The following is a 21,028-nucleotide window of genomic DNA, read 5'->3' as shown; positions in this document are numbered from 1 at the left end:
TTAGCACAGATGCAGCCGTCAGTATCATCTGAAGTTTGCTAGACGATCTGCCTCGTATCGGCGGGCTTGTGCAGCGCGCCGACGAGGATGCGCAGCGCCTCGGTCAACTCCGACCTGTTGCGCGCCGCGCCGAGTGAGATCCGCGCCTGATGTGGCGATGTTCCGTCGACGGTGAAGGCGTCGCCGGCAACGACCGCGAGCCCGTTGCGCAGCAGATGTGCCGCGATGTCCGGCCGCCCCTCCGGCAAGTGCAGCCACAGATGATGCGCGGCCGGTTTTGCCTGGAACTGAATCCCCTTCAACGCGCGTTGCGCCAATTGCTGGCGGCCGACGGCTTCGTTGCGGATCGCGGTGATGATGCGGTCTGCGACGCCGGTCTCGAGCCAGTGCGTCACCAGCGCGACCATCAGCGGTGCGGGCATCTGCACGGTCGCTTGCAGATGGTTGCGCATCTTAAGCTGTGCGCCGCTATCGGGCGTCAGCAGATAGGCGACGCGCAACGCCGGCGCGATGCATTTCGACAGCGTGGTCGCGAGATATGTCCGCTCCGGAATGAGGTTCGCGATCGGTGAGGCCGAGCGGTCGAGCAGGCCGTAGGCGTCGTCCTCGATCAGGTCTATCTCGGCATCGCGGATGATCTTTGCGATCGCACCACGCCGCTCCGGGGCGAGCGTCGCCGTGGTCGGATTGTGCAGCGTCGGAATGAGATAGACGGCCTTCGGCCGGTGCGCGCGGCAGGCCTTCGCCAGCGCATCCGGTAAAATGCCGCCGTCATCCATGGCGACGCCGATGAGCTTGACGCCGAGTTGCGCCGCCGCGGCCTTGATGCCCGGAAAGGTGAGGGCCTCCGTGAGCACGACGTCGCCGGGCCGTGCGAGATGAGCGAGCAGGTTGAACAGGATCGTCTGCGCACCGGGAAAGATCACGAGCTTGTCGGCATGCGCCTGCGGCACGCGCGCACGCATCCAGCGCGCGGCGACCTCGCGCTCATGCGCGCTGCCGCCGGGTGGCTGGTAGTTCAGGAACGCGGTCAGGCCCGATTGCGCGCGAATGGCCTCGAGGCCGGCGATGATGCGCTCGTCGAGCTGCGCTTCCAACGGGTGCGGCGGCACGTTCATGGAAAGGTCGATCGCGACTGGATGCGGCAGGTCGACCGCGCGGCGTGCGCTGGTCTCCGATACGAACGATCCCTGGCCGACGCGCGCCTCCATGATGCCGCGGCGCCGCGCCTCGGTGTAAGCGCGCGTCACCGTGGTGAGGTCGACGCCAAGCGTCCTGGCGAGCGCGCGCTGCGTCGGCAATTGCTGTCCCCGCACCAGCCGGCCGGCCGCGATATCGGCCTCCATGGCCTCGACGATGCGCTGGTAGCGCGGCCCTGACAGCTCCGAGATTGTAGGAGTCCAGTCCATGCAATTTAGGTCCATATCCTTTGAATGTATGGATACAAGATATTATTGTATGGGCCGGTGAAAAGGAAGAGGTGTCGTCATGGCGACCGGTTCAATTTCTCTGGCGAAGGCGATGTGGCGCGGTTTTCGCGGCAAGTGTCCGAACTGTGGCGAGGGACATATGTTCGGCCGCTTCCTCAAGGTGGCCGACGCTTGCGACCATTGCGGCGAGGAGCTGTTTCACCAGCGCGCCGATGACTTCCCCGCCTATCTCGTGATGGTCGTGGTCGGCCATCTCGTGGTGCCGGCGATCCTCGCGGCCGAGACGGCGTACGCGCCGCCGGTGTGGCTGCAACTCTCAGTGTGGCTGCCGGTGACGCTGTTTGCCTCGCTCGCTCTGCTGCAACCGACCAAGGGCGCCATCGTCGGCCTGCAATGGCAGATCGGCATGCACGGCTTCGAGACGAGCAAGCTGCGGCGGGACGCCGGCCAGTTGGCGCCCGTGCTGGCGAAGGCGCAGCGCGCGGCCTGAGGCAGCTCGCGGCGTTTACATCGCGCAGGTCATCGCTACACTCCGTCGTATCAAACGAGAACGATGGAAATGCCGATGGCCCCACGCGCAAAGACCTTCCTGCTCTGTCATGGCGCGTGGTCCGGCGGCTGGTCGTGGCGGAAAATGCATCCGCTGATGGTTCAGGCCGGCCACCGCCTGGTCGCGCCGACTTACACGGGCCTGGGCGAGCGCGCGCATCTTGCCAGTCCCGCGGTCGATCTCGAGACGCATATCCAGGACATCCTCAACGTCATCAGGTTCGAGGATCTCAACGACATCGTGCTGCTCGGCCACAGCTATGGCGGCATGGTTGCGACAGGCGTTGCCGATCGTGTGCGAGAGCGCGTGACGCAGCTGGTCTATCTCGATGCGTTCGTGCCGCGTGACGGCCAGTCGTTGTTCGATCTCAACGAAGGCGGACGCGAGCCGATGCGCAGGGCCGCATCCGCAGGTGACGGCTATCGTATTCCGCCGAACCCGCCGCCGCCGGATACGCCGCAAGCCGATCTCGATTGGCTCAATGCGCGCCGCATCAACATGCCGATCAAATGCTTCGAGACGAAGCTGAAGCTTCAACACGGCGAACCCGCGATGCCGCGCAGCTATATCTATTGCAAGCGCATTCCGCCGGGCGATGTGTTCGGGCAGTTCGCCGCGCGTACGAAGGGCGAGCAGGGCTGGCGCTATTTCGAGCTCGATGCCAGCCACGCGCCGAACGTGACGGCGCCGGAGGCGCTGATGGGTGTTTTGACGGAGATCGTGGCGTAACACTCATTCGTCATTCCGGGCGTGCGCAGCACGAGCCCGCAATCCATCGGGCCGCAGAGCCGGTGGACGAATGGATTCCGGGCTCTCGCTTCGCGAGCCCCGGAATGACAGTGCCTCATATGGTGAGGGGTCCGATGCGTCAGCATCGAACCCCTCGTTGCAAGATATCAGCCGGCCTGTAAGCCGGGTTCTGTAAGGCACCGCCCGCTTGCGCAAACGATACGTGACGGCCATTCCTCTGGGACCATGTTTGCACATGGCCTCGAGCAACCTACCCGGACGGCGGGCCTGACATCGCCCCGCGGCGTTATCGCTTGCGCGAACAGCCCGCTTAAGCCGTCCCTATTCGGTTTTGCTCCCGGTGGGGTTTACCATGCCGGCTCCGTTGCCGGAGCCGCGGTGCGCTCTTACCGCACCTTTTCACCCTTACTTCCTCCGAGGAGGGAGCGGTTCGTTCTCTGTGGCACTTTCCCTGGGGTTGCCCCCGCCGGACGTTATCCGGCACCGTATGTCAAGGGAGCCCGGACTTTCCTCCCCGGCGGCCTTTCGGCACTTGCCGGAGCGGCCGTCCGGCCGACTGACTGACAAGGCAATGGGCATTTGTGGCGGTTTCGTCAAGCAGAGATCGTCGCGCACGCCGCAGCGTAAATAATTTATCCTGAAGATGTCGTTGGGCGTGGACCCCGTTCGACTGGATGCCGGCAATCCAGCCGAGCAACAGGAGTTGAGCGATGCAGTATCTGCTGCTGATCTACCGGAACGAAGCGCAACAAGGCCAGATGGTGCCCGCGGATTACCAGAAGCTGCTGGCCGAGTATTCCGCCTACACCCAGTCGATCGTCGAGAGCGGCCATTTCAAGGCCGGCGATGGGCTGCAGCCGACCTCGACCGCGACCACCGTTCGCGTGCGCGAAGGCAAGACCCTCAAGACTGATGGTCCGTTCGCCGAGACCCGCGAGCAGCTTGGCGGCTACTATCTGGTCGAAGCCAGGGATCTCAATGCCGCGATTGAGCTCGCTGCGCGCATTCCGGGTGCCCGCGACGGGTCGATCGAAGTCCGGCCGGTCATGATCTACAAATGATCTCGAAAATAATTTCGCGAAGATGTCGTTTGGAGTTTGGCCCGTTCGACTGGTGACGGCGATCCAGCCGAACAACAGGAGTTAAGCGATGCAGTATCTGCTGCTGATCTACCGCAACGAAACCTATATGACCCAGATGAACGACGCCGATCGTCAGAAGCTGGCGGGAGAGTACGGCGCCTACACGCAGTCGATCATCCAGAGCGGCCACTTCAAGGCCGGCGACGGGCTTCAGCCGACGACGACGGCGACCACGGTGCGCGTTCGCGACGGCAAGACCATGACCACCGATGGCCCGTTCGCGGAAACGCGCGAGCAACTCGGCGGCTATTATCTGGTCGAAGCCAGGGATCTGGACGACGCCGTTGCGATCGCGGCACGCATTCCGGAAGCCAAGAGGGGATCGATCGAGGTCAGGCCGGTGATGATCTACAAGTGATCTGTCCTGAAGACATCGACAAGATATTCCGCGACGAGGCGGGGCGGGCGCTTGCCACCCTGATCCGCCTCGTCGGGGATTTCGATCTGGCCGAGGATGCGCTTCAGGATGCTTTCGCGGTGGCGCTGGAGCGCTGGTCGGCGGGTGGGCTGCCCGACAATCCGCGCGCCTGGCTGGTCAATGTCGGCCGCAACAAGGCGATCGACCGTGTCCGTCGCCAGGCCGCCTTCCGCGGCAAGCGACAGGCGCTCCTGCATGAGCTCGAACTCAATGCGGATGCGCCGGCCGAGCCGCCGGCGATGCTCGACGACGACATGCTGCGGCTGATCTTCACCTGCTGCCATCCGGCCTTCGCGGCCGAGGTCCAGGTCGCGCTGACTCTGCGCACCGTCTGCGGCCTCTCCGCTGCGCAGGTCGCGCGTGCATTTCTCGTCGGCGAGGATGCGATGGCGCAGCGCCTCGTTCGCGCCAAGCAGAAGATCAGGCTTGCCGGGATTCCCTATGAAGTGCCGGAGCGCGACGCGCTGGCGCCGCGGCTCGACGGCGTGCTCGCGGTGATCTATCTGGTTTTCACGGAAGGCTATGTCGCAACCTCGGGCGCAGACCTGATGCGGCCTGATCTTGCCGTCGAGGCAATCAGGCTCGGCCGCCTGCTCGACCGGCTGATGCCCGATCGCGCCGCGATCAAGGGGCTGCTCGCGCTGATGCTGCTGCACGATGCGCGCCGCGCCGGGCGCGAGACCGCAGCCGGCGATATCGTGCTGCTGGAAGAGCAGGACCGATCGCTGTGGGATCGCGCGCAGATCGAGGACGGCTTAAGTCTGGTCGATGATGCGCTGCGCGTGCCGGGCCGGCCGCAGGCTTACGTGGTGCAGGCGGCGATCGCCGCGCTGCATGCCCGCGCGCCGAGCTTTGAGCAGACCGATTGGCCGCAGATCGCCGGGCTCTACGAAGTGCTGCTCCGCATCAATCCGTCGCCGGTGATCGAGCTCAACCATGCCGCCGCGATCTCGATGGTCGACGGCCCCAGTCGCGCGCTCGGTCTCGTTGACGCGATCGCCGCGCGCGGCGGGCTCGACGGTTACGAACTGTTGCCCGCGGTGCGCGCGGACTTGCTGCGAAGGTTGGAGCGGAAGGAGGAAGCGCGTGCGGCGTACGCTGCAGCGACTGAAGCGACCCAGCTGGAGCCATTGCGGCGGCTGTATGCGCGGCGGGTACGGGAGCTGGGCTAGCCACCACACACTCCGTCATCGCGAGGAGCGACAAAGCAATTCAGACAATTTCCGCGGCGACAGTCTGGATTGCTTCGCTTTGCTCGCAATGACTGCGAGGGCGCTACTTCGAGGCGACAGTCGCGCCATCCGCCGGCAGGCTCGCCAGCAGGGACTGCAAGGTCGACAGCGTTGAATGATCGGCAACGCCGTCCAGCCGCGCGGGGCGGAAGTGGCGCTGGAAGGCGGTGACGACCTCCATAGTCGCTGCATCGTATTTGCCGTTCAGCGGCACGCCATAGCCATAGCGTGCGAGCGCCTGCTGCAGGCTCAACACTTCGTCGCTGATGGTGCCGAGCATCAGGGTTTCGCCGCGCACGACCGGCGCTGGCGTCACCCAGTGACCGACGCCGGAATTGGCGAGAGAATGCCAGGGAAATTTTTCGCCGGGATCCTTCTTGCGGGCGGGCGCGACGTCGGAATGACCGAGCACCCGCTGCGGCGTCACCTTGCGGCGGAGCATGATGCCGCGGCACAGCGCGATTACCGCGGCGATCTGGCGCAGCGGATATTCCGGGTAACCCCAATCGTGGCCGCGATTGATGATCTCGATTCCGATCGAGCAGGAGTTGACGTCGTCCTCGCCTCCCCAGGACGAGACGCCGGCATGCCAGGCGCGCCGCGCCTCGGGCACGCATTGCACGATGCGGCCATCCTCCAGCACGACATAGTGAGCCGAGACCTCGGTGCCTGCCGTGCACAGCCGCGCCAGCGCGCCCTCGACGTCGGGCATGCCGGTGTAGTGCAGCACGATCATGTCGGGCTGCCGGCCCTTGTTGCGGTCGCCATGGTTGGGCGAGGGGATGATGTCCGAGACGATCGACGAATCCGGCTCGAACGTCCGCATGCTCGCCGCGGTCTTGGGAACCGGGAGTACGCGCTGACGCTTCGAATCAGTTCCAGACGGTGTGGACGGACCGGACGACATAGACAAACCAGAATCGGACGAGCAACGGGCCAAGCCCTTCTCTTTACTATTTCTTTACCCTCAGGTCCGCGCAATCGCGCGGTGGGGTTAACGGGTGCATTTTGGGCCCAGTGTGTGGATGACGCATCACCGTCCCCGGACCTTTTCGAGATGTAACGAGCCGATCAACGCTTTCTTAACGCTAAGCGCCGTTACTGAGAGGTGAAGAGCCGACCCGCGTCCGGAGGCGGCCAAAAGCGTTTTTGGCTCGAAATCCCATGGTTGCCCGACATATTCCACTGGGAACACCGGGTCTGTCGCCTGGAACGACCGGGCGCGGCACACATGCTGGACAGGGGTTGGGTCGTGGAACTTCCGCGGCGCGGATTTATTCGAGGCGTGATGGGCTGCTTCGCCCCCGATTTGACCTGCCTGTTGTCCTGCGCATTCGGCAGGCGCGACACATGAGTGATGCGCCGCACATTCCCGTCCTTGGCCGCGAGGCGATCGCGCATCTCGCGCCGCGCGAAGGCGGCGTCTATGTCGATGCCACCTTCGGGGCCGGCGGCTACAGCCGCGCCATCCTCGACGTGCCGGGAACCCGCCTGATCGCGATCGATCGCGACCGCACCGCGATCGCCGGCGGCGCCGAACTGGTCGCGCGCGCGGCCGGCCGGCTGACGCTGGTCGAAGACCGCTTTTCCAATCTCGCCGAAGTCTGTGCCGCCCAAGGCGTCGATGCCGTCGACGGTGTCGTGATGGATGTCGGCGTGTCCTCGATGCAACTCGACCAGGCCGGTCGCGGCTTCTCATTCCGTCTCGACGGCCCGCTCGACATGCGAATGGGACAGACGGGACCGACGGCCGCGGACGTGGTTGCGCGCGCCTCGGAAAGCGATCTCGCCGACATCATCTATCTCTTCGGCGAGGAGCGGCATTCGCGCCGCATCGCCCGCGCCATCGTGGCTGACAGGCAAGAGACGCCGTTCACCACCACGCGTGCGCTCGCCGATCTCGTCGGCCGGGTGGTGCGCTCAAAACCCGGCGATATTCATCCGGCGACGCGGACGTTCCAGGCCCTGCGCATCTTCGTCAATGAAGAGCTCGAGGAGCTCCAGACCGCGCTCGCCGCTGCCGAACGGGTGCTGAAGCCTGGCGGTCGTATCGTCGTGGTTTCCTTCCATTCGCTGGAAGACCGTATCGTCAAGAATTTCCTCTCCGAGCGCGCCAAGACCGGCGGCGGCTCCCGGCATCTGCCGGAGGTGGCGCAAGGTGCGCCGAGCTTCCAGCTTTTGACGCGGCGGCCCGTGATCGCGGGCGAGGCGGAAGTCGTGCACAATCCGCGTGCCCGTTCCGCCAAGCTGCGCGCCGCCGAGCGCACCGCGGCGTCGGAGCATGCCGACGACGAGCCGTCGTCCTGGCCAAGGCTCTCCGACGTGATGAGGGGCGGCTAGCAGATGCGCTTCATCCATGTCCTCGTCATCGGTGCGCTGATCTTCGCAGCCGCCTATGTCTACCGGATCAAGATGGATTCCACCGCGCGCACCGAGAAGGTGCTGCGGCTGCACGCGGAGATCCGCGAGCAGCGCGATGCGATCGCGCAGCTGCGCTCCGAATGGGCCAAGCTCGATGCGCCCCTGCGGCTGCAAGGCCTCGTCGAGCGGCATCTGCCGCTCAAGCCCGTCAACGGCACGCAATATGATTCACTGAAGAACCTGCCGGACCGTCCGCCGCGGATGTTCCGGCCGGGCGAGCCCGATCCGATCGGGTCCATGATCAACACCATCGAAGCCGCGAGCGATCCTGACAGCGTGACGGGCTCGGTGCCTCAGCCCGAGGACAAGCAATGAGCGCTGTTCCGGTCAAACCCACAGAACCCTGGCGTCAGCGTCTGATCCGCAGCCTGCTCTACGGGCGCAATGTCGATCGCGCCGCCAAGGCGCGCGCGCGCGTTGGCCTTGCGATGCTGGCCTTTGCCACCGTCTACGCCCTGATCGGCGGCCGGCTTGTGATGTTCGCGATCGGCGCCGATGCCCACAGCGCGCGTCGCGCCGCCTCGCAGGAAGTGGTTGCGACCGCGCGGCCCGACATCGTCGACCGCAACGGCGCGATCCTCGCAACCGACGTCAAGGCCGCCAGCATGTTCGGCGAGCCGCGCCGCATCATCGACAAGGACGAGGCGATCGAGCTTCTGACCGCGACCGTGCCCGATCTCGACGAGGCCGAGGTGCGCGAGCGGCTGTCGTCGCGCAAGGGCTTCGTCTGGCTGAAGCGCGAGATCACGGCGAAACAGCAGCAGGACATTCACAAGCTCGGCTTGCCCGGCATCGGCTTCCTGCGTGAGAACAAGCGCGTCTATCCAACCGGCAACGAGGTCGCCCACCTCATCGGTCTCGTCAACATCGACAACCAGGGCATTGCCGGCATGGAGAAGTGGCTCGACAATCAGGGCCTCGCCGATCTCCACCGCGCCGGCTTTGCCATCGATCGGCTTCAGAAGCCGGTCGAGCTCTCGGTCGATCTGCGGGTGGAGCACGCGCTGCGCGATGAGTTGCTCAAGGCCAAGGAGAAGTTCCACGCCAAGGCGGCCTCCGGCCTCGTGACCAATGTCAACACCGGCGAGGTCATCGCGATGGTGTCGTTGCCCGACTTCGATCCCAACAACCCGAAGGAAGTGCACGACCCCGATCGCATCAACCGCCTGACCACCGGCGTCTACGAGATGGGCTCGACCTTCAAGGCGTTCACGCTGGCGATGGCGCTCGACACCGGCAAGTACGGTCTGGATTCGCTGTGGGACGCGCGCGGACCGCTGCACTACGGCAAATTCGCGATTCATGACGACGAGCCGAAGGGCCGCTTTCTCAACATGAAAGAGGTATTCACCTTCTCCTCCAACGTCGGCGCGGCGCGCATCGCGCTGGCGCAGGGGGTGGAGGCGCACAAGGCGTTCCTGCGCAAGATGGGCCAGATGGACCGGCTGCGCACCGAGCTGCCGGAAAGCGCCTCGCCGATCCTGCCGCGACGTTGGAGCGACCTGAACACCATCACCATCTCCTTTGGTCACGGCATTGCGGTCGCGCCACTGCAGGCGGTGATGGGTGTCAGCGCGCTCGCCAATGGCGGCCTTCTGATTCCCCCGACCTTCCTCAAGCGCTCCGAAGAGGAAGCGCGAGCGATCGCAAAGCGCGTGATCAAGCCCGAGACCTCGGACAAGATGCGGTTCCTGATGCGGCTGAACGCAGAGATCGGCACCGCCAAGAAGGCGAATGTTCCCGGCTACTACATTGGCGGCAAGACCGGCACTGCAGAAAAGGTGGTCAACGGCCGCTATGCCAAGAAGCGGGTGCTGACGGCGTTCACCGCGATCCTGCCGGCGGACAAGCCGAAATACCAGCTCCTGATCATGCTCGACGAGCCGCAGCCGCTGAAGGAAACCTACGGCTTCATCACCTCGGGCTGGAACGCCGTTCCCACGGCAGGCAACGTCATAACCCGTATCGGACCGCTGCTCGGCATCGAGCCCCGCTACGACCTGCCGCCTGCGGAGCGCCTTATTCTTGCAGCATCCAGGACAACCCAGTAATCAATCGGGTAGGCCGTAGCCGCTGCTGAGTCGGGGATTTTTCCCCGGATTCGGCTTTCCGGCACGGCAACTGGAAGACCATGAAGCTGCGTGACCTCTTAGGCAATGATGCCGCAATCGAGCCCGCCGTCGCGGCGCTCGAGGTAACAGGCATTGCGCTCGACAGCCGCGTGGTCAAGCCTGGCGATCTCTTCTTCGCGCTGGCGGGCAGCAAGACCGACGGTGCGCGCTTCATCGATGCGGCCATTGCGGCCGGTGCAGCGGCCGTGGTCGGCGATCATGCGCCTGATGGCTGCAAGGTGCCGTTCATCGTAACAGCCAATCCGCGTCGCGCGCTGGCACTGGCTGCGGCGAATTTCTTCCCGGCGCAGCCTGCGACGATCGCGGCGGTAACGGGAACCAGCGGCAAGACCTCGGTTGCAGCGTTCACGCGCCAGATCTGGGAGCGGTCGGGCCATGCTTCGGCCAGCATCGGCACCATCGGCCTCGTCTCGCCCAAGCGCACCGTCTACGGATCACTGACCACGCCGGATCCGATCGCGCTGCACCGGCAACTCGATGAGATCGCGCGCGACGGCGTCACGCATCTCGCGTTCGAGGCGTCGTCGCATGGCCTCGACCAATATCGCCTCGATGGCGTGCGTGTCTCCGCCGGCGGCTTCACCAATCTCACGCGCGACCACATGGATTACCATCCGACCGTTGCGCATTACCTCGCCGCAAAACTCCGGCTGTTCCGCGAACTCGTTCCGCCGGGCGGCGCGGCGGTGATTTCGGCCGACCATGAGTGCTCGGCCGAAGCGATCAGTGTTGCTCAGGCACGCGGTCTGCGCGTGATGGCGGTGGGTCGCAATGGTGATGGGGCAGGCGAGGGCATCCGGCTGGTCAATGCCGAGGTCTCAGGCTTCGCTCAAGAGCTTTCGCTCGTACATCGCGACAGGGCCTATGCGGTGCGGTTGCCGCTGGTCGGCGAATTCCAGATCGAGAACGCGCTGGTCTCGGCCGGCCTCGCCATCGGCACCGGCAGCGATGCGGCCGATGTGTTTGCGAGCCTCGAACATCTCGAAGGCGCCAAGGGCCGCCTCGAGCGCGTCGGCGAGCGCAACGGCGCGCCTGTTTTCGTCGATTATGCGCACAAGCCCGATGCGCTCGCGAAGGCGCTGCAGGCGCTGCGGCCCTATGCCAGGCGCAGGCTGATCGTCGTGTTCGGCGCCGGCGGCGACCGCGATGCCGGCAAGCGCCCGATCATGGGCGAGATCGCGGCGGAAAATGCCGATCGTGTCATCATCACCGACGACAATCCGCGTAGCGAGAAGCCGGAAGTTATTCGCGCGGCGATCCTCGCCACTGCCAAGGGCGCGCGCGAAATCGGTGATCGCGCGGCCGCGATCCGTGCCGCGATCGAAGAGCTGGAAGATGGCGATGCGCTGCTCGTCGCCGGCAAGGGCCACGAGACCGGGCAGATCGTCGGCGGCGAGGTCCTGCCGTTCAGTGATCATGAGGCGGTTGCCGCCGCATTAGCAACGAGGGTCGCATGAGCGGGCCACTATGGACGGTTGCCGAGGTGGCGCGTGCGCTGGGCGCGGCCGGATCATTCCCGGACACGCCGATCGACTTCGTCACCCAGGACAGTCGCCTGGTGAAGCCGGGCAGTCTCTTTGTCGCGCTATCAGGCACGCCGAGCGGCGGCTTCATCTCGGCTTTCGCCAGCGCGCGCGACGGCTGGGAGTTCGCGGACAAGGCGGAAGCCTCAGGCGCGGTCGCCATGATCGTGCCGCACGAGATCGCAGGGATCGGTGTTCCGCAGATCATCGTCAAGGATACGCTGATCGACGGTCTCTGGGGGCTCGCGCGTGCCGCGCGCGCACGCTTCAATGGTCCGGTGATCGGGCTCACCGGCAGCGCGGGCAAGACCAGCACCAAGGAATTCCTCGGTGCTTACCCTAATGCCTATGCGAGCCCGTCGAGCTTCAACAATTTCTGGGGCGTGCCGCTGACGCTGTGCAACGCCCGGCCCGATGCCAGCCTCTGGGTCGTCGAGATGGGCATGAACCAGCTAGGTGAGATCGCGCGACTCAGCGAATTGACGCGACCGACTGTCGCGCTCGTCGTCAACGTCCAGCCGGTGCATCTCGAAAAGCTCGGCTCGCTCGATGCCATCAGGCGCGAGAAAGTGTCGATTGCACTCGGCCTGTCCGAGGGTGGCGTGCTGGTGCTGCCGGCCGGGATCAAGGCGCCGGACTGGAAGGGCAAGGTGGTGCGCTTCGGTGAAAAGGCCGAGGTGCACGAGGTGAAACACGCACCGCATGGCGAGAGCTGGCAGGTCGTGGCCAAAATCGGCAAGAAGGAGATCGCCTTCAGCCTGACCCCGGGCGCGCCGCATCGCGTGCAGAACGCGCTCGCCGCGCTCGCCTCGGTTCACGCCGCGCATCTCGACGTCGCGACGCTTGCCATCAAGCTCGATCGCGTGGGGATCATGACCGGCCGCGGCGTCGAGCAGGCGGTCGGCGGTGTCACCGTGATCGACGACAGCTTTAACGGCAATCCGGCGAGTGTTGCTGCCGCGCTGCAAAGCTTGCAGGCGCGCAACATGACCGGCGGCCGTCGCATTGCGGTGCTCGGCGACATGCTGGAATTGGGCGAGGACGCACCGAGCTACCACACCGCGCTGACCACGCATCTCCACGGCATCGACGGCATCTATTGCGTCGGTCCGCTGATGCGGCACCTCTATGACGCGCTTCCCGCCGGCAAGGGGCTCGGCTGGCACGACGATCCCGCCACGCTGAAGCCGGGTGAGGTCGCGGGCCTGCTGAAGGCAGGCGATGTCGTGGTTGTCAAGGGCAGCAAGAAGATGTTCTGGGTCAACAAGTTTGTGCCTGCCCTAGTGGCCGCCTTGCAGGCAAAGGCGTAAACTGCTTGGAAGGCGCAGTTCCCGAATCCCACCCTTTGCGGCGCGCCGCCGTCCGGTTTCTTTGAGGTCGCCCGACCCCATGACGAAGACCAGAGAACGCGCGTGAGACACGTTGAGGCCATCGCGAAGGCCGCGTGCAACAGGCGCCATAGGACCGACTGAATGTTTTACTGGCTGATCGACCTCTCCAACACATTTCCGGGCTTCGGTGCAGTGCGCACCGTACTGAACGTATTCCGCTACATCACCTTCCGCACCGGCGGCGCCATCGTCACCGGCGCGCTGTTCGTGTTCCTGTTCGGGCCCTGGATCATCGATCATTTGCGCATCCGCCAGGGCAAGGGCCAGCCGATCCGCACCGACGGTCCGCAATCGCATCTGGCCAAGAAGGGCACGCCCACCATGGGCGGGCTGATGATCCTGTCGGGCCTCACGGTCGGCACCGTGCTGTGGTGCAACCCGCTCAATCCCTATGTCTGGATCGTGCTGGCGGTGACGCTCGGCTTCGGTTTCGTCGGCTTCTATGACGATTACCTGAAGGTGACCAAGCAGACCACGAGCGGTTTCGGCGGCAAGCTGCGTCTGCTCATTGAAGGAATCATCGCGCTTGTGGCCTGCTACGCGCTGGTGCGGCTGAATCGCGATCCCGCATCGACCGCTCTGACGATTCCCTTCCTGAAGGACACCGTGCTGCATTTCGGCTGGTTCTTCGTCGTGTTCGGCGCTTTCGTCATCGTCGGCGCCGGCAATGCGGTGAACCTCACCGACGGTCTCGACGGCCTCGCCATCGTGCCGGTGATGATCGCGACAGCGAGCTTTGCGATGATCGCCTATCTCGCCGGCAACGCCGTGTTCGCCGACTATCTCCAGATCAAATATGTTGCCGGTACCGGCGAGCTTGCCGTGCTTTGCGGGGCGCTGTTGGGCGCCGGCCTGGGCTTCCTCTGGTTCAACGCGCCGCCGGCCTCGATCTTCATGGGTGACACCGGCTCGCTCGCGCTGGGCGGCATGCTGGGTGCGATCGCGGTCGCGGTGAAGCACGAGATCGTGCTCGCGGTGATCGGCGGTCTGTTCGTGCTGGAGGCGGTCTCGGTCATCGTGCAAGTGGTGTCGTTCAAGCTGACGGGCAAGCGCATCTTCCGCATGGCGCCGATCCACCATCATTTCGAGCAACTCGGCTGGACCGAGCCGCAGATCGTGATCCGCTTCTGGATCATCTCGGTGATGCTGGCGCTCGCCGGCCTTTCCACGCTGAAGCTGCGCTGACGGTCCCGCGATGATCCCGGTTACATCCTTTGCTGGCAAGACGGTCGCGGTGTTCGGCCTCGGCGGCTCGGGGCTAGCGTCCTGCCACGCGCTGAAGGCCGGTGGGGCCGAGGTGATCGCGGCCGATGATAATGCCGAGAACGTCGCCAAGGCGGCTCAGGCCGGTTTCATCACCGCCGATCTGCGCAACGTCTCCTGGGCGAATTTCGCAGCGCTGGTACTCGCGCCCGGCGTGCCGCTGACCCATCCCGTGCCGCACTGGAGCGTGCTGAAAGCGCGCGAGGCGGGCTGCGAGGTGATCGGCGACATCGAGCTGTTCTGCCGCGAGCGGCGCCGCCACGCGCCGAATGCGCCGTTCGTCGCGATCACAGGCACCAACGGCAAGTCCACCACGACGGCCCTGATCGCGCATCTCACCAAGGTCGCCGGCTACGACACCCAGATGGGCGGCAATATCGGCACTGCGATCCTGTCGCTGGAGCCGCCGCGCATGGGCCGCGTCCACGTCATCGAGATGTCGTCCTACCAGATCGACCTCACACCCTCGCTCGATCCCTCTGTCGGCATCTTGCTCAATGTCAGCGAGGATCACATCGATCGCCACGGCACGATCGAACGTTACGCCGCCGTGAAGGAGCGCCTCGTTGCGGGGGTGCAGGCGGGCGGCACCTCGATCGTCGGCGTCGATGATGGCTATTGTCGCGACATTGCTGACCGGCTCGACCGCGCCGGCAAGAATGTGGTGCGCATCTCCGTCAAGAATCCGCTGGCTTCGGGCATTCATGTCGAGCACGGCACCATCGTGCGCACCGCTGGTGGCGCCCGCAGCGAGATCGCCACGCTCGGCGGCATCGGTTCGCTGCGCGGCCTTCACAATGCGCAGAACGCGGCGTGTGCGGCCGCGGCCGCGCTGGCGATGGGCATCGACCGGGACGTGCTGCAGAACGGCCTGCGCAGCTTTCCGGGCCTAGCGCATCGCATGGAGCAGGTCGGCCGCCGCGGCAACGTGCTGTTTGTCAACGACTCCAAGGGCACCAATGCGGACGCCACCGCGCACGCGCTGTCGTCCTTTGCCGACATTTTCTGGATCGCCGGCGGCAAGCCGAAGGCGGGTGGCATCACTGGCCTGACCGGCTACTTCCCGCGTATCCGAAAAGCCTATCTGATCGGCGAGGCCGCGCAGGAGTTTTCGGGCACGCTCGGCACGGTCCCGCACGAGATCAGCCAGACGCTCGACGTCGCCGTCGAGCACGCCGCGCGCGATGCGGAAGCCTCGGGTCTTCCCGATGCGGTCGTGCTGCTGTCGCCGGCCTGCGCGTCCTTCGACCAGTACCGCAACTTCGAAATTCGCGGCACCAAGTTCCGCGAGTTGGTGCAGGCGCTGCCGGGTGTGAAGCCGGTGGTGTAAGGATGTCGCGGCGGCGCTGGATCGGAATTATCGCTGCTCTCGCCATTCCCATTGGTTTTCTCTGCGTCGTCCTCATCGACAGCGTCATGTACCAATTCGGCGGATGCCGCGTCGTTCGCCAGAAGCTGTTCGCCTCCCCAAGTGGCAGTCAGTTGGTTGTCGTGGTCTGGAAGTCGTGCGGAGCGACGGTGCCCGACAGTACTCAAGCCAGCATCGTGCCGCGGGGCCGGACATTCTCGCCCGAGAGCACGCCGACCTTCGTCAGCGTCCGCGGGCATCCTGATGTCGTCGTCGCCTGGAGCAGCGAGCGGGCGGTCAGGATCGGTTTCATTCCCGAGGCAGACCAGGTCTACAAGCGCGATCAGCGCGCCGGGGATGTCGCGATCAGTTATGAATAGGGGCAACCCCGCGAGGTCTCGTGTCCCGGACGCGCTGCAGCGTGCAACGCTGCTGCGCAGAGCCGGGACCCAGCGGCATGGGCCCCGGGCCCTGCAGCGCACCGCAAGGGCGCTGCGCTGCGTCCGGGGCACGCACTCCCGAAAACTTCATCTATTCTCTTAACCCCCCGGTAACCAACCTCGGCGACCAATGGGCGGACCTCTGTCCGAAAGCGGCCGCCCATGCTCTCCCGTGAAGAACGCACCCCCTTTACCGAGTGGTGGTGGACCGTCGACAAGCCGCTGCTCGGCGCGATCCTGGTGTTAATGCTGACCGGCGTCATCCTGTCGCTGGCGGCGAGCCCGCCGGTTGCGACCCGCATCGGGCTCGATCCCTTCCACTTCTTCAGCCGCCACGTGATGTTCCTGGCGCCGTCCTTCATGGTGCTGGTCGGCGTCTCCTTTCTGTCGCCGCGCGCGATCAGGCGAAGCGCGCTGATCATCTTCACGATCAGCATCATCCTGATCGTGGTGACGCTCGCTGTCGGTCCCGAGGTGAAGGGCTCGCGGCGCTGGATCACGCTGCTCGGCGTCAATATCCAGGCCTCCGAAATCGCCAAGCCGTCCTTCGTCGTCATCGCGGCCTGGCTGTTCGCGGAATCGACCAAGCGGCCGGAGATGCCGGCGACCTCGATGGCGCTGGTGCTGCTGTTGATGCTGGTCTCGCTGCTGGTGATGGAGCCGGACTTCGGCCAGACCATGCTGATCCTGATGGTGTGGGGCTCGCTGTTCTTCATCGCGGGCATGCGCATGATCTGGGTGTTCGGCCTCGCAGGCCTCGGCGCGGCCGGCCTGTTCAGCGCCTACCTGTTCGTTCCGCACGTCGCAGGCCGCATCAAGCGCTTCATGAATCCCGCCTCCGGCGACACCTTCCAGGTCGATACCGCGATGGAGGCCTTCTACAACGGCGGCTGGTTCGGCCTCGGACCGGGCGAGGGCATTGCCAAGCGCAGCCTGCCGGACAGCCATACCGACTTCGTGTTCGCGGTTGCCGCCGAAGAGTTCGGCATCATCCTGTGCCTCGCCATGCTGGCGCTGTTCGCCTTCGTCGTGATCCGCACCCTGTCGCGCGCCTATGCCAATGAGGACATGTTCTCGCGGTTCGCGGCGTCCGGCCTTGCGATCCTGTTCGGCGTGCAGGCGGCGATCAACATGTCGGTCAACCTCCAGCTCATCCCCGCCAAGGGCATGACGTTGCCCTTCATTTCCTACGGCGGTTCGTCGATCGTGTCGCTCTCCTATGGCGTCGGCATGATGCTGGCGTTGACACGGTTGCGCCCACGCACCGAGGTGGAAGCCAGCGGCCGCGCCGACGCGATGCGCAGCTACGCGTAGGTTTCGTCATTGCGAGCGCAGCGAAGCAATCCAGAATCCCTCCGCGGGGCAGTCTGGATTGCTTCGCTGCGCTCGCAATGACGGCGGAGGCCCTGTAAAAGGGCTGTTATGGACACCTCCCCCTTGATTCTTCTCGCCGCGGGCGGCACCGGCGGGCATCTGTTTCCGGCCGAGGCGCTCGGCGTCGAACTGATCCGGCGCGGCTTTCGCGTGCGGCTGGTCACCGATGACCGCGCGCTGCGCTATAGCGGGCTGTTCAGCAAGGACATGATCGACGTCGTTGCGAGTGAGACCGCGCGCGGACGCAATCCATTGCAGCTCGCCTATGCCGGCCTGACGCTTGCGACGGGAACGCTCTCTGCGTACCGCCTGATCAAGCGATTGAAGCCCGTTGCTGTCATCGGCTTCGGCGGCTATCCGACCTTGCCGCCGCTGGTTGCGGCAAAATTCGCCGGCGTGCCCAGCATCATCCACGACGCCAATGCCGTGCTCGGCCGTGCCAACCGTTTCCTGTCGAGTCGTGTTCAGGCCATTGCAACGTCGTTGCCGGGCGTGCTCGATCGCGATCCGGCGTTGGCGGGCAAGACCACGACGGTCGGCACGCCGATGCGGCCGGCCGTGCTTGCCGCAGCGGCTGTGCCATATGCCGTACCTGAGGTGAATGGCCCATTGCGCCTGCTCGTCGTCGGCGGCAGCCAGGGGGCGCGCATCATGGCCGACATCGTGCCCGGCGCGATCGAGCGGCTCGAGCCCGCGCTGTGGAGCCGGCTTGTCCTGACGCAGCAGGTCCGCGACGAGGACATGACCCGCGTGCGCGCGGTCTACGACAAGCTCAAGATCAAAGCCGAACTGGCGCCGTTCTTCACGGATCTGCCGGCGCGGCTCGCCTCCAATCATCTCGTGGTATCGCGCTCCGGCGCGGGCACCGTCGCCGAGCTCGCCGCGATCGGCCGGCCCTCGATCCTGGTGCCGCTGCCGGGCGCGATCGACCAGGACCAGTTCGCCAATGCCGGCGTGCTGGCCAAGGTCGACGGCGCCATCCGCATCCCGCAGACCGAATTCACCTCGGACCGGCTGGCGTCCGAGATCTCCGCTTTTGCTGCCGAGCCCGCGCGCCTTGCCACGATGGCTGCCGCGGCAAAGGCGGCAGGTCGGCTCGATGCCGCCGAACGGCTGGCCGATCTCGTGGTCAAAGTCGCTGGAATCTGACGCGAAAAAGCCCTTGTCTTCGTCTTCCAAAGCGGGGCATCCAGTAGGAACGGCGCGGCTGATTTGGCCGTGACCTTCGCCAGACGCCGCCCTTTTCCGGCGGCAAGGTCAGGGAACAGAGCATGAGACTGCCGCGCGAGATCGGACCCATCCACTTCGTCGGGATCGGCGGGATCGGCATGAGCGGCATCGCCGAGGTGCTGGTCAACCTCGGCTACGCCGTGCAGGGTTCGGACGCCTCCGACAATTACAATCTCGACCGTCTGCGCAAGAAGGGCGCAAAAGTCTCCGTGGGCCACAAGGCCGAGAATGTCGACGGTGCCGAGGTCGTCGTGGTCTCCACCGCGATCAAGCGCGACAATCCGGAATTGATGGCGGCGCGCGAGCGGCGCATTCCCGTGGTGCGCCGCGCCGAGATGCTGGCCGAGCTGATGCGGCTCAAGAGCTGCGTCGCGATTGCCGGTACGCACGGCAAGACCACGACCACGACGATGGTGGCAACGCTGCTCGATGCCGGCGGCCTCGATCCCACCGTGATCAACGGCGGCATCATCAACGCGTACGGTTCCAATGCGCGGTTGGGTGCCGGCGACTGGATGGTGGTGGAGGCCGACGAGAGCGACGGCACGTTCCTGAAACTGCCGACCGATGTCGCGATCGTCACCAATGTCGATCCCGAGCATCTCGACCACTTCAAGACGTTTGACGCCGTACAGGACGCATTCCGCCATTTCGTCGAGAATCTGCCGTTCTACGGCTTTGCCGTGATGTGCACCGATCACCCCGTCGTGCAAAGCCTCGTCGGCAAGATCGAGGATCGCCGCATCATTACGTACGGCGAGAATCCGCAGGCCGACGTGCGGTTCGTCGATCTGACCCCGATGGGCGGTGGCTCGAAGTTCAAGGTCGCGTTCCGTGATCGCAAGACAGGTCATGTGCACGAGATTCCGGATTTGATGCTGCCGATGCCGGGCCGCCACAACGCCTCCAACGCGACGGCCGCGATTGCGGTCGCGCGCGAGCTGGGCGTGTCTGACGACGCGATCCGCAAGGCGATCGCCGGCTTCGGCGGCGTCAAGCGCCGCTTCACCAAGACAGGTGAATGGAACGGCGTCACCGTGATCGACGATTACGGCCATCACCCCGTCGAGATCGCGGCGGTGCTGAAGGCGGCGCGGGAATCCACCAACGGCAAGATCATCGCCGTGGTGCAGCCGCACCGCTACACCCGCCTGCAATCGCTGTTTGAGGAATTCTGCACCTGCTTCAACGATGCGGATGCGGTTGTTGTCGCCGACGTCTATGCTGCGGGCGAGGCGCCGATCGACGGCGTCGACCGCGATCATTTCGTCGCAGGCCTGCGCGCGCATGGCCATCGCGAGGTGATCCCGCTGCCGGGGGCGCCGGAGCTCGCGGGCATCGTCAAGGGAATCGCCAAGTCCGGCGATCTCGTCGTGTGTCTCGGCGCCGGCAACATCACGCAGTGGGCGTATGCACTGCCGGACCAGCTGAAGGCGCTGGGGTAGGGCGGTGAGCTTTCCCGACATCACGCCCGAGCTCAAAGCCGCAATGCCGGACCTGCGCGGCCGGCTGCTTGCGAACCAGTCGCTGGCCGAGCTGACCTGGTTTCGCGTCGGCGGTCCGGCGCAGGTGCTGTTCACGCCGGCGGACGAGGACGATCTCGCTTATTTCTTTGCGCATCTCGCGAGCGACGTGCCGGTCTATGTCGTCGGCGTCGGCTCTAACCTCATCGTGCGCGATGGCGGCATTGCCGGTGTGGTGATCCGGCTTGCGCCGCGCGCCTTCGGCGACGCGAGCGCGAGCGGAAATGTCGTCACCGCAGGTGCGGCCGCGCTCGACAAGCGTGTGGCGGAAGTCGCTGCCAGTGCCAACATCGGCGGGCTCGAATTCTACTTCGGCATTCCCGGCACGATCGGCGGCGCGCTGCGGATGAATGCCGGCGCCAATGGCGGCGAGACCAAGGACGTGCTGATCGAGGCGCGCGGCGTCGGGCGCGACGGCACGAAGCATGTATTCTCCAACGCCGACATGAAATTCGTCTACCGCAACAGCGGCGTCGATCCCTCCATCATCTTCACGTCGGCCCAGTTTCGCGGCGAAATCAGGGACACTGATGCGATTCGTGCACGAATGGCGGAGGTGCAAAACCATCGCGAGACCGCGCAGCCGATCCGCGAAAAGACCGGCGGCTCGACCTTCAAGAATCCGCCCGGCCATTCTGCCTGGAAACTTGTCGATGCTGCTGGCTGTCGCGGCTTGCGCGTCGGCGGCGCGCAGGTCTCCGAGATGCACTGCAATTTCCTGATCAACACCGGTGATGCCACCGCGCAGGACATAGAGACCCTGGGTGAGACCGTGCGCGATCGTGTGAAGGCGAATTCCGGAATTGAACTGCACTGGGAAATCAAGCGGATCGGGGTTTCCGCGTGAACGTCATCCCGGGG

The 21,028-nt window shown here is 65.2% G+C and carries 19 protein-coding genes; 17 read left to right on the top strand and 2 right to left on the bottom strand.

The window, feature by feature from the left end:
• Window positions 1-38: 38 nt before the first annotated feature.
• The gene (locus JQ631_RS22680) at window positions 39-1,409 is read right to left on the bottom strand and encodes an aminotransferase-like domain-containing protein (RefSeq protein WP_212329345.1); all 1,371 of its coding nucleotides are present in this window, start codon (window positions 1,407-1,409) and stop codon (window positions 39-41) included.
• 79 nt (window positions 1,410-1,488) lie between these two features.
• On the opposite strand from JQ631_RS22680, the gene JQ631_RS22675 reads away from it, so the two are divergent.
• The 5 genes from JQ631_RS22675 (at window position 1,489) to JQ631_RS22650 (ending at window position 5,462) form a co-directional block, all read left to right on the top strand.
• The gene (locus JQ631_RS22675; protein ID WP_212329343.1) at window positions 1,489-1,920 is read left to right on the top strand and encodes a DUF983 domain-containing protein; all 432 of its coding nucleotides are present in this window, start codon (window positions 1,489-1,491) and stop codon (window positions 1,918-1,920) included.
• Between the two features lie 75 nt (window positions 1,921-1,995).
• Entirely contained in the window at window positions 1,996-2,709 is a 714-nt protein-coding gene (locus JQ631_RS22670) for an alpha/beta fold hydrolase (protein ID WP_212329342.1), read from the top strand.
• 731 nt (window positions 2,710-3,440) lie between these two features.
• Window positions 3,441-3,791: a YciI family protein gene (locus tag JQ631_RS22660; protein ID WP_212329340.1), complete on the top strand. Its 351-nt coding sequence runs from the start codon at window positions 3,441-3,443 to the stop codon at window positions 3,789-3,791.
• 88 nt (window positions 3,792-3,879) lie between these two features.
• On the top strand, window positions 3,880-4,230 hold the full coding sequence (locus tag JQ631_RS22655) for a YciI family protein (RefSeq protein WP_212329338.1): 351 nt from the start codon (window positions 3,880-3,882) through the stop codon (window positions 4,228-4,230).
• Window positions 4,230-5,462, top strand: a complete 1,233-nt coding sequence (locus JQ631_RS22650) for an RNA polymerase sigma factor (RefSeq protein WP_212331528.1) — start codon at window positions 4,230-4,232, stop codon at window positions 5,460-5,462. Before JQ631_RS22655 ends, JQ631_RS22650 begins: the two co-directional genes overlap by 1 nt.
• 103 nt (window positions 5,463-5,565) lie before the next feature.
• Here JQ631_RS22650 and JQ631_RS22645 read toward each other — a convergent pair whose 3' ends face one another.
• Window positions 5,566-6,348 (bottom strand): N-acetylmuramoyl-L-alanine amidase, encoded by a 783-nt coding sequence (locus JQ631_RS22645; RefSeq protein ID WP_212329335.1) that lies wholly within the window; start codon window positions 6,346-6,348, stop codon window positions 5,566-5,568.
• Between the two features lie 524 nt (window positions 6,349-6,872).
• Here JQ631_RS22645 and rsmH point away from each other — a divergent pair.
• The 12 genes from rsmH (at window position 6,873) to murB (ending at window position 21,014) form a co-directional block, all read left to right on the top strand.
• Window positions 6,873-7,862 (top strand): 16S rRNA (cytosine(1402)-N(4))-methyltransferase RsmH, encoded by a 990-nt coding sequence (gene rsmH, locus JQ631_RS22640; RefSeq protein WP_212329333.1) that lies wholly within the window; start codon window positions 6,873-6,875, stop codon window positions 7,860-7,862.
• Between the two features lie 3 nt (window positions 7,863-7,865).
• Window positions 7,866-8,258, top strand: a complete 393-nt coding sequence (gene ftsL, locus JQ631_RS22635; protein WP_212329331.1) for a cell division protein FtsL — start codon at window positions 7,866-7,868, stop codon at window positions 8,256-8,258.
• Entirely contained in the window at window positions 8,255-9,994 is a 1,740-nt protein-coding gene (locus JQ631_RS22630) for a peptidoglycan D,D-transpeptidase FtsI family protein (protein WP_212329329.1), read from the top strand. Before ftsL ends, JQ631_RS22630 begins: the two co-directional genes overlap by 4 nt.
• 80 nt (window positions 9,995-10,074) lie before the next feature.
• On the top strand, window positions 10,075-11,532 hold the full coding sequence (locus tag JQ631_RS22625) for a UDP-N-acetylmuramoyl-L-alanyl-D-glutamate--2,6-diaminopimelate ligase (protein ID WP_212329327.1): 1,458 nt from the start codon (window positions 10,075-10,077) through the stop codon (window positions 11,530-11,532).
• Complete coding sequence (locus tag JQ631_RS22620) at window positions 11,529-12,908, top strand: UDP-N-acetylmuramoyl-tripeptide--D-alanyl-D-alanine ligase (RefSeq protein ID WP_212329325.1); 1,380 nt, start codon at window positions 11,529-11,531, stop codon at window positions 12,906-12,908. The genes JQ631_RS22625 and JQ631_RS22620 overlap by 4 nt, the downstream gene beginning before the upstream one ends.
• A 162-nt stretch (window positions 12,909-13,070) precedes the next feature.
• Window positions 13,071-14,174 carry a phospho-N-acetylmuramoyl-pentapeptide-transferase gene (gene mraY, locus JQ631_RS22615; RefSeq protein WP_212329323.1) on the top strand — a complete coding sequence of 368 codons (1,104 nt, stop codon included), beginning with the start codon at window positions 13,071-13,073 and terminating at the stop codon, window positions 14,172-14,174.
• A gap of 10 nt (window positions 14,175-14,184) precedes the next feature.
• On the top strand, window positions 14,185-15,582 hold the full coding sequence (gene murD, locus JQ631_RS22610) for a UDP-N-acetylmuramoyl-L-alanine--D-glutamate ligase (protein ID WP_212329321.1): 1,398 nt from the start codon (window positions 14,185-14,187) through the stop codon (window positions 15,580-15,582).
• Window positions 15,583-15,584: 2 nt separating this feature from the next.
• Entirely contained in the window at window positions 15,585-15,980 is a 396-nt protein-coding gene (locus JQ631_RS22605; protein ID WP_212329319.1) for a hypothetical protein, read from the top strand.
• A 222-nt stretch (window positions 15,981-16,202) separates the two neighbouring features.
• Entirely contained in the window at window positions 16,203-17,354 is a 1,152-nt protein-coding gene (gene ftsW, locus JQ631_RS22600; protein ID WP_212329318.1) for a putative lipid II flippase FtsW, read from the top strand.
• Window positions 17,355-17,462: 108 nt separating this feature from the next.
• Window positions 17,463-18,563: an undecaprenyldiphospho-muramoylpentapeptide beta-N-acetylglucosaminyltransferase gene (gene murG, locus JQ631_RS22595; RefSeq protein WP_212329317.1), complete on the top strand. Its 1,101-nt coding sequence runs from the start codon at window positions 17,463-17,465 to the stop codon at window positions 18,561-18,563.
• Between the two features lie 122 nt (window positions 18,564-18,685).
• Window positions 18,686-20,089 (top strand): UDP-N-acetylmuramate--L-alanine ligase, encoded by a 1,404-nt coding sequence (murC, locus tag JQ631_RS22590; RefSeq protein ID WP_212329316.1) that lies wholly within the window; start codon window positions 18,686-18,688, stop codon window positions 20,087-20,089.
• A gap of 4 nt (window positions 20,090-20,093) precedes the next feature.
• Complete coding sequence (gene murB / locus JQ631_RS22585) at window positions 20,094-21,014, top strand: UDP-N-acetylmuramate dehydrogenase (RefSeq protein ID WP_212329315.1); 921 nt, start codon at window positions 20,094-20,096, stop codon at window positions 21,012-21,014.
• Window positions 21,015-21,028 lie beyond the last annotated feature (14 nt).

This window comes from Bradyrhizobium manausense (genome assembly GCF_018131105.1).
Lineage (GTDB): Bacteria > Pseudomonadota > Alphaproteobacteria > Rhizobiales > Xanthobacteraceae > Bradyrhizobium > Bradyrhizobium manausense_B.
This window is presented reverse-complemented; position numbering and strand designations above follow the sequence as displayed.

What these genes read in the sequence shown, in the direction of transcription:
- JQ631_RS22680 (WP_212329345.1), bottom strand. Translation starts at nt 1,409, where the DNA reads ATGGACTGGACTCCTACAATCTCGGAGCTGTCAGGGCCGCGCTACCAG.
- JQ631_RS22675 (WP_212329343.1), top strand. Translation starts at nt 1,489, where the DNA reads ATGGCGACCGGTTCAATTTCTCTGGCGAAGGCGATGTGGCGCGGTTTT.
- JQ631_RS22670 (WP_212329342.1), top strand. Translation starts at nt 1,996, where the DNA reads ATGGCCCCACGCGCAAAGACCTTCCTGCTCTGTCATGGCGCGTGGTCC.
- JQ631_RS22660 (WP_212329340.1), top strand. Translation starts at nt 3,441, where the DNA reads ATGCAGTATCTGCTGCTGATCTACCGGAACGAAGCGCAACAAGGCCAG.
- JQ631_RS22655 (WP_212329338.1), top strand. Translation starts at nt 3,880, where the DNA reads ATGCAGTATCTGCTGCTGATCTACCGCAACGAAACCTATATGACCCAG.
- JQ631_RS22645 (WP_212329335.1), bottom strand. Translation starts at nt 6,348, where the DNA reads ATGCGGACGTTCGAGCCGGATTCGTCGATCGTCTCGGACATCATCCCC.
- rsmH (WP_212329333.1), top strand. Translation starts at nt 6,873, where the DNA reads ATGAGTGATGCGCCGCACATTCCCGTCCTTGGCCGCGAGGCGATCGCG.
- ftsL (WP_212329331.1), top strand. Translation starts at nt 7,866, where the DNA reads ATGCGCTTCATCCATGTCCTCGTCATCGGTGCGCTGATCTTCGCAGCC.
- JQ631_RS22630 (WP_212329329.1), top strand. Translation starts at nt 8,255, where the DNA reads ATGAGCGCTGTTCCGGTCAAACCCACAGAACCCTGGCGTCAGCGTCTG.
- JQ631_RS22625 (WP_212329327.1), top strand. Translation starts at nt 10,075, where the DNA reads ATGAAGCTGCGTGACCTCTTAGGCAATGATGCCGCAATCGAGCCCGCC.
- JQ631_RS22620 (WP_212329325.1), top strand. Translation starts at nt 11,529, where the DNA reads ATGAGCGGGCCACTATGGACGGTTGCCGAGGTGGCGCGTGCGCTGGGC.
- mraY (WP_212329323.1), top strand. Translation starts at nt 13,071, where the DNA reads ATGTTTTACTGGCTGATCGACCTCTCCAACACATTTCCGGGCTTCGGT.
- murD (WP_212329321.1), top strand. Translation starts at nt 14,185, where the DNA reads ATGATCCCGGTTACATCCTTTGCTGGCAAGACGGTCGCGGTGTTCGGC.
- JQ631_RS22605 (WP_212329319.1), top strand. Translation starts at nt 15,585, where the DNA reads ATGTCGCGGCGGCGCTGGATCGGAATTATCGCTGCTCTCGCCATTCCC.
- ftsW (WP_212329318.1), top strand. Translation starts at nt 16,203, where the DNA reads ATGCTCTCCCGTGAAGAACGCACCCCCTTTACCGAGTGGTGGTGGACC.
- murG (WP_212329317.1), top strand. Translation starts at nt 17,463, where the DNA reads ATGGACACCTCCCCCTTGATTCTTCTCGCCGCGGGCGGCACCGGCGGG.
- murC (WP_212329316.1), top strand. Translation starts at nt 18,686, where the DNA reads ATGAGACTGCCGCGCGAGATCGGACCCATCCACTTCGTCGGGATCGGC.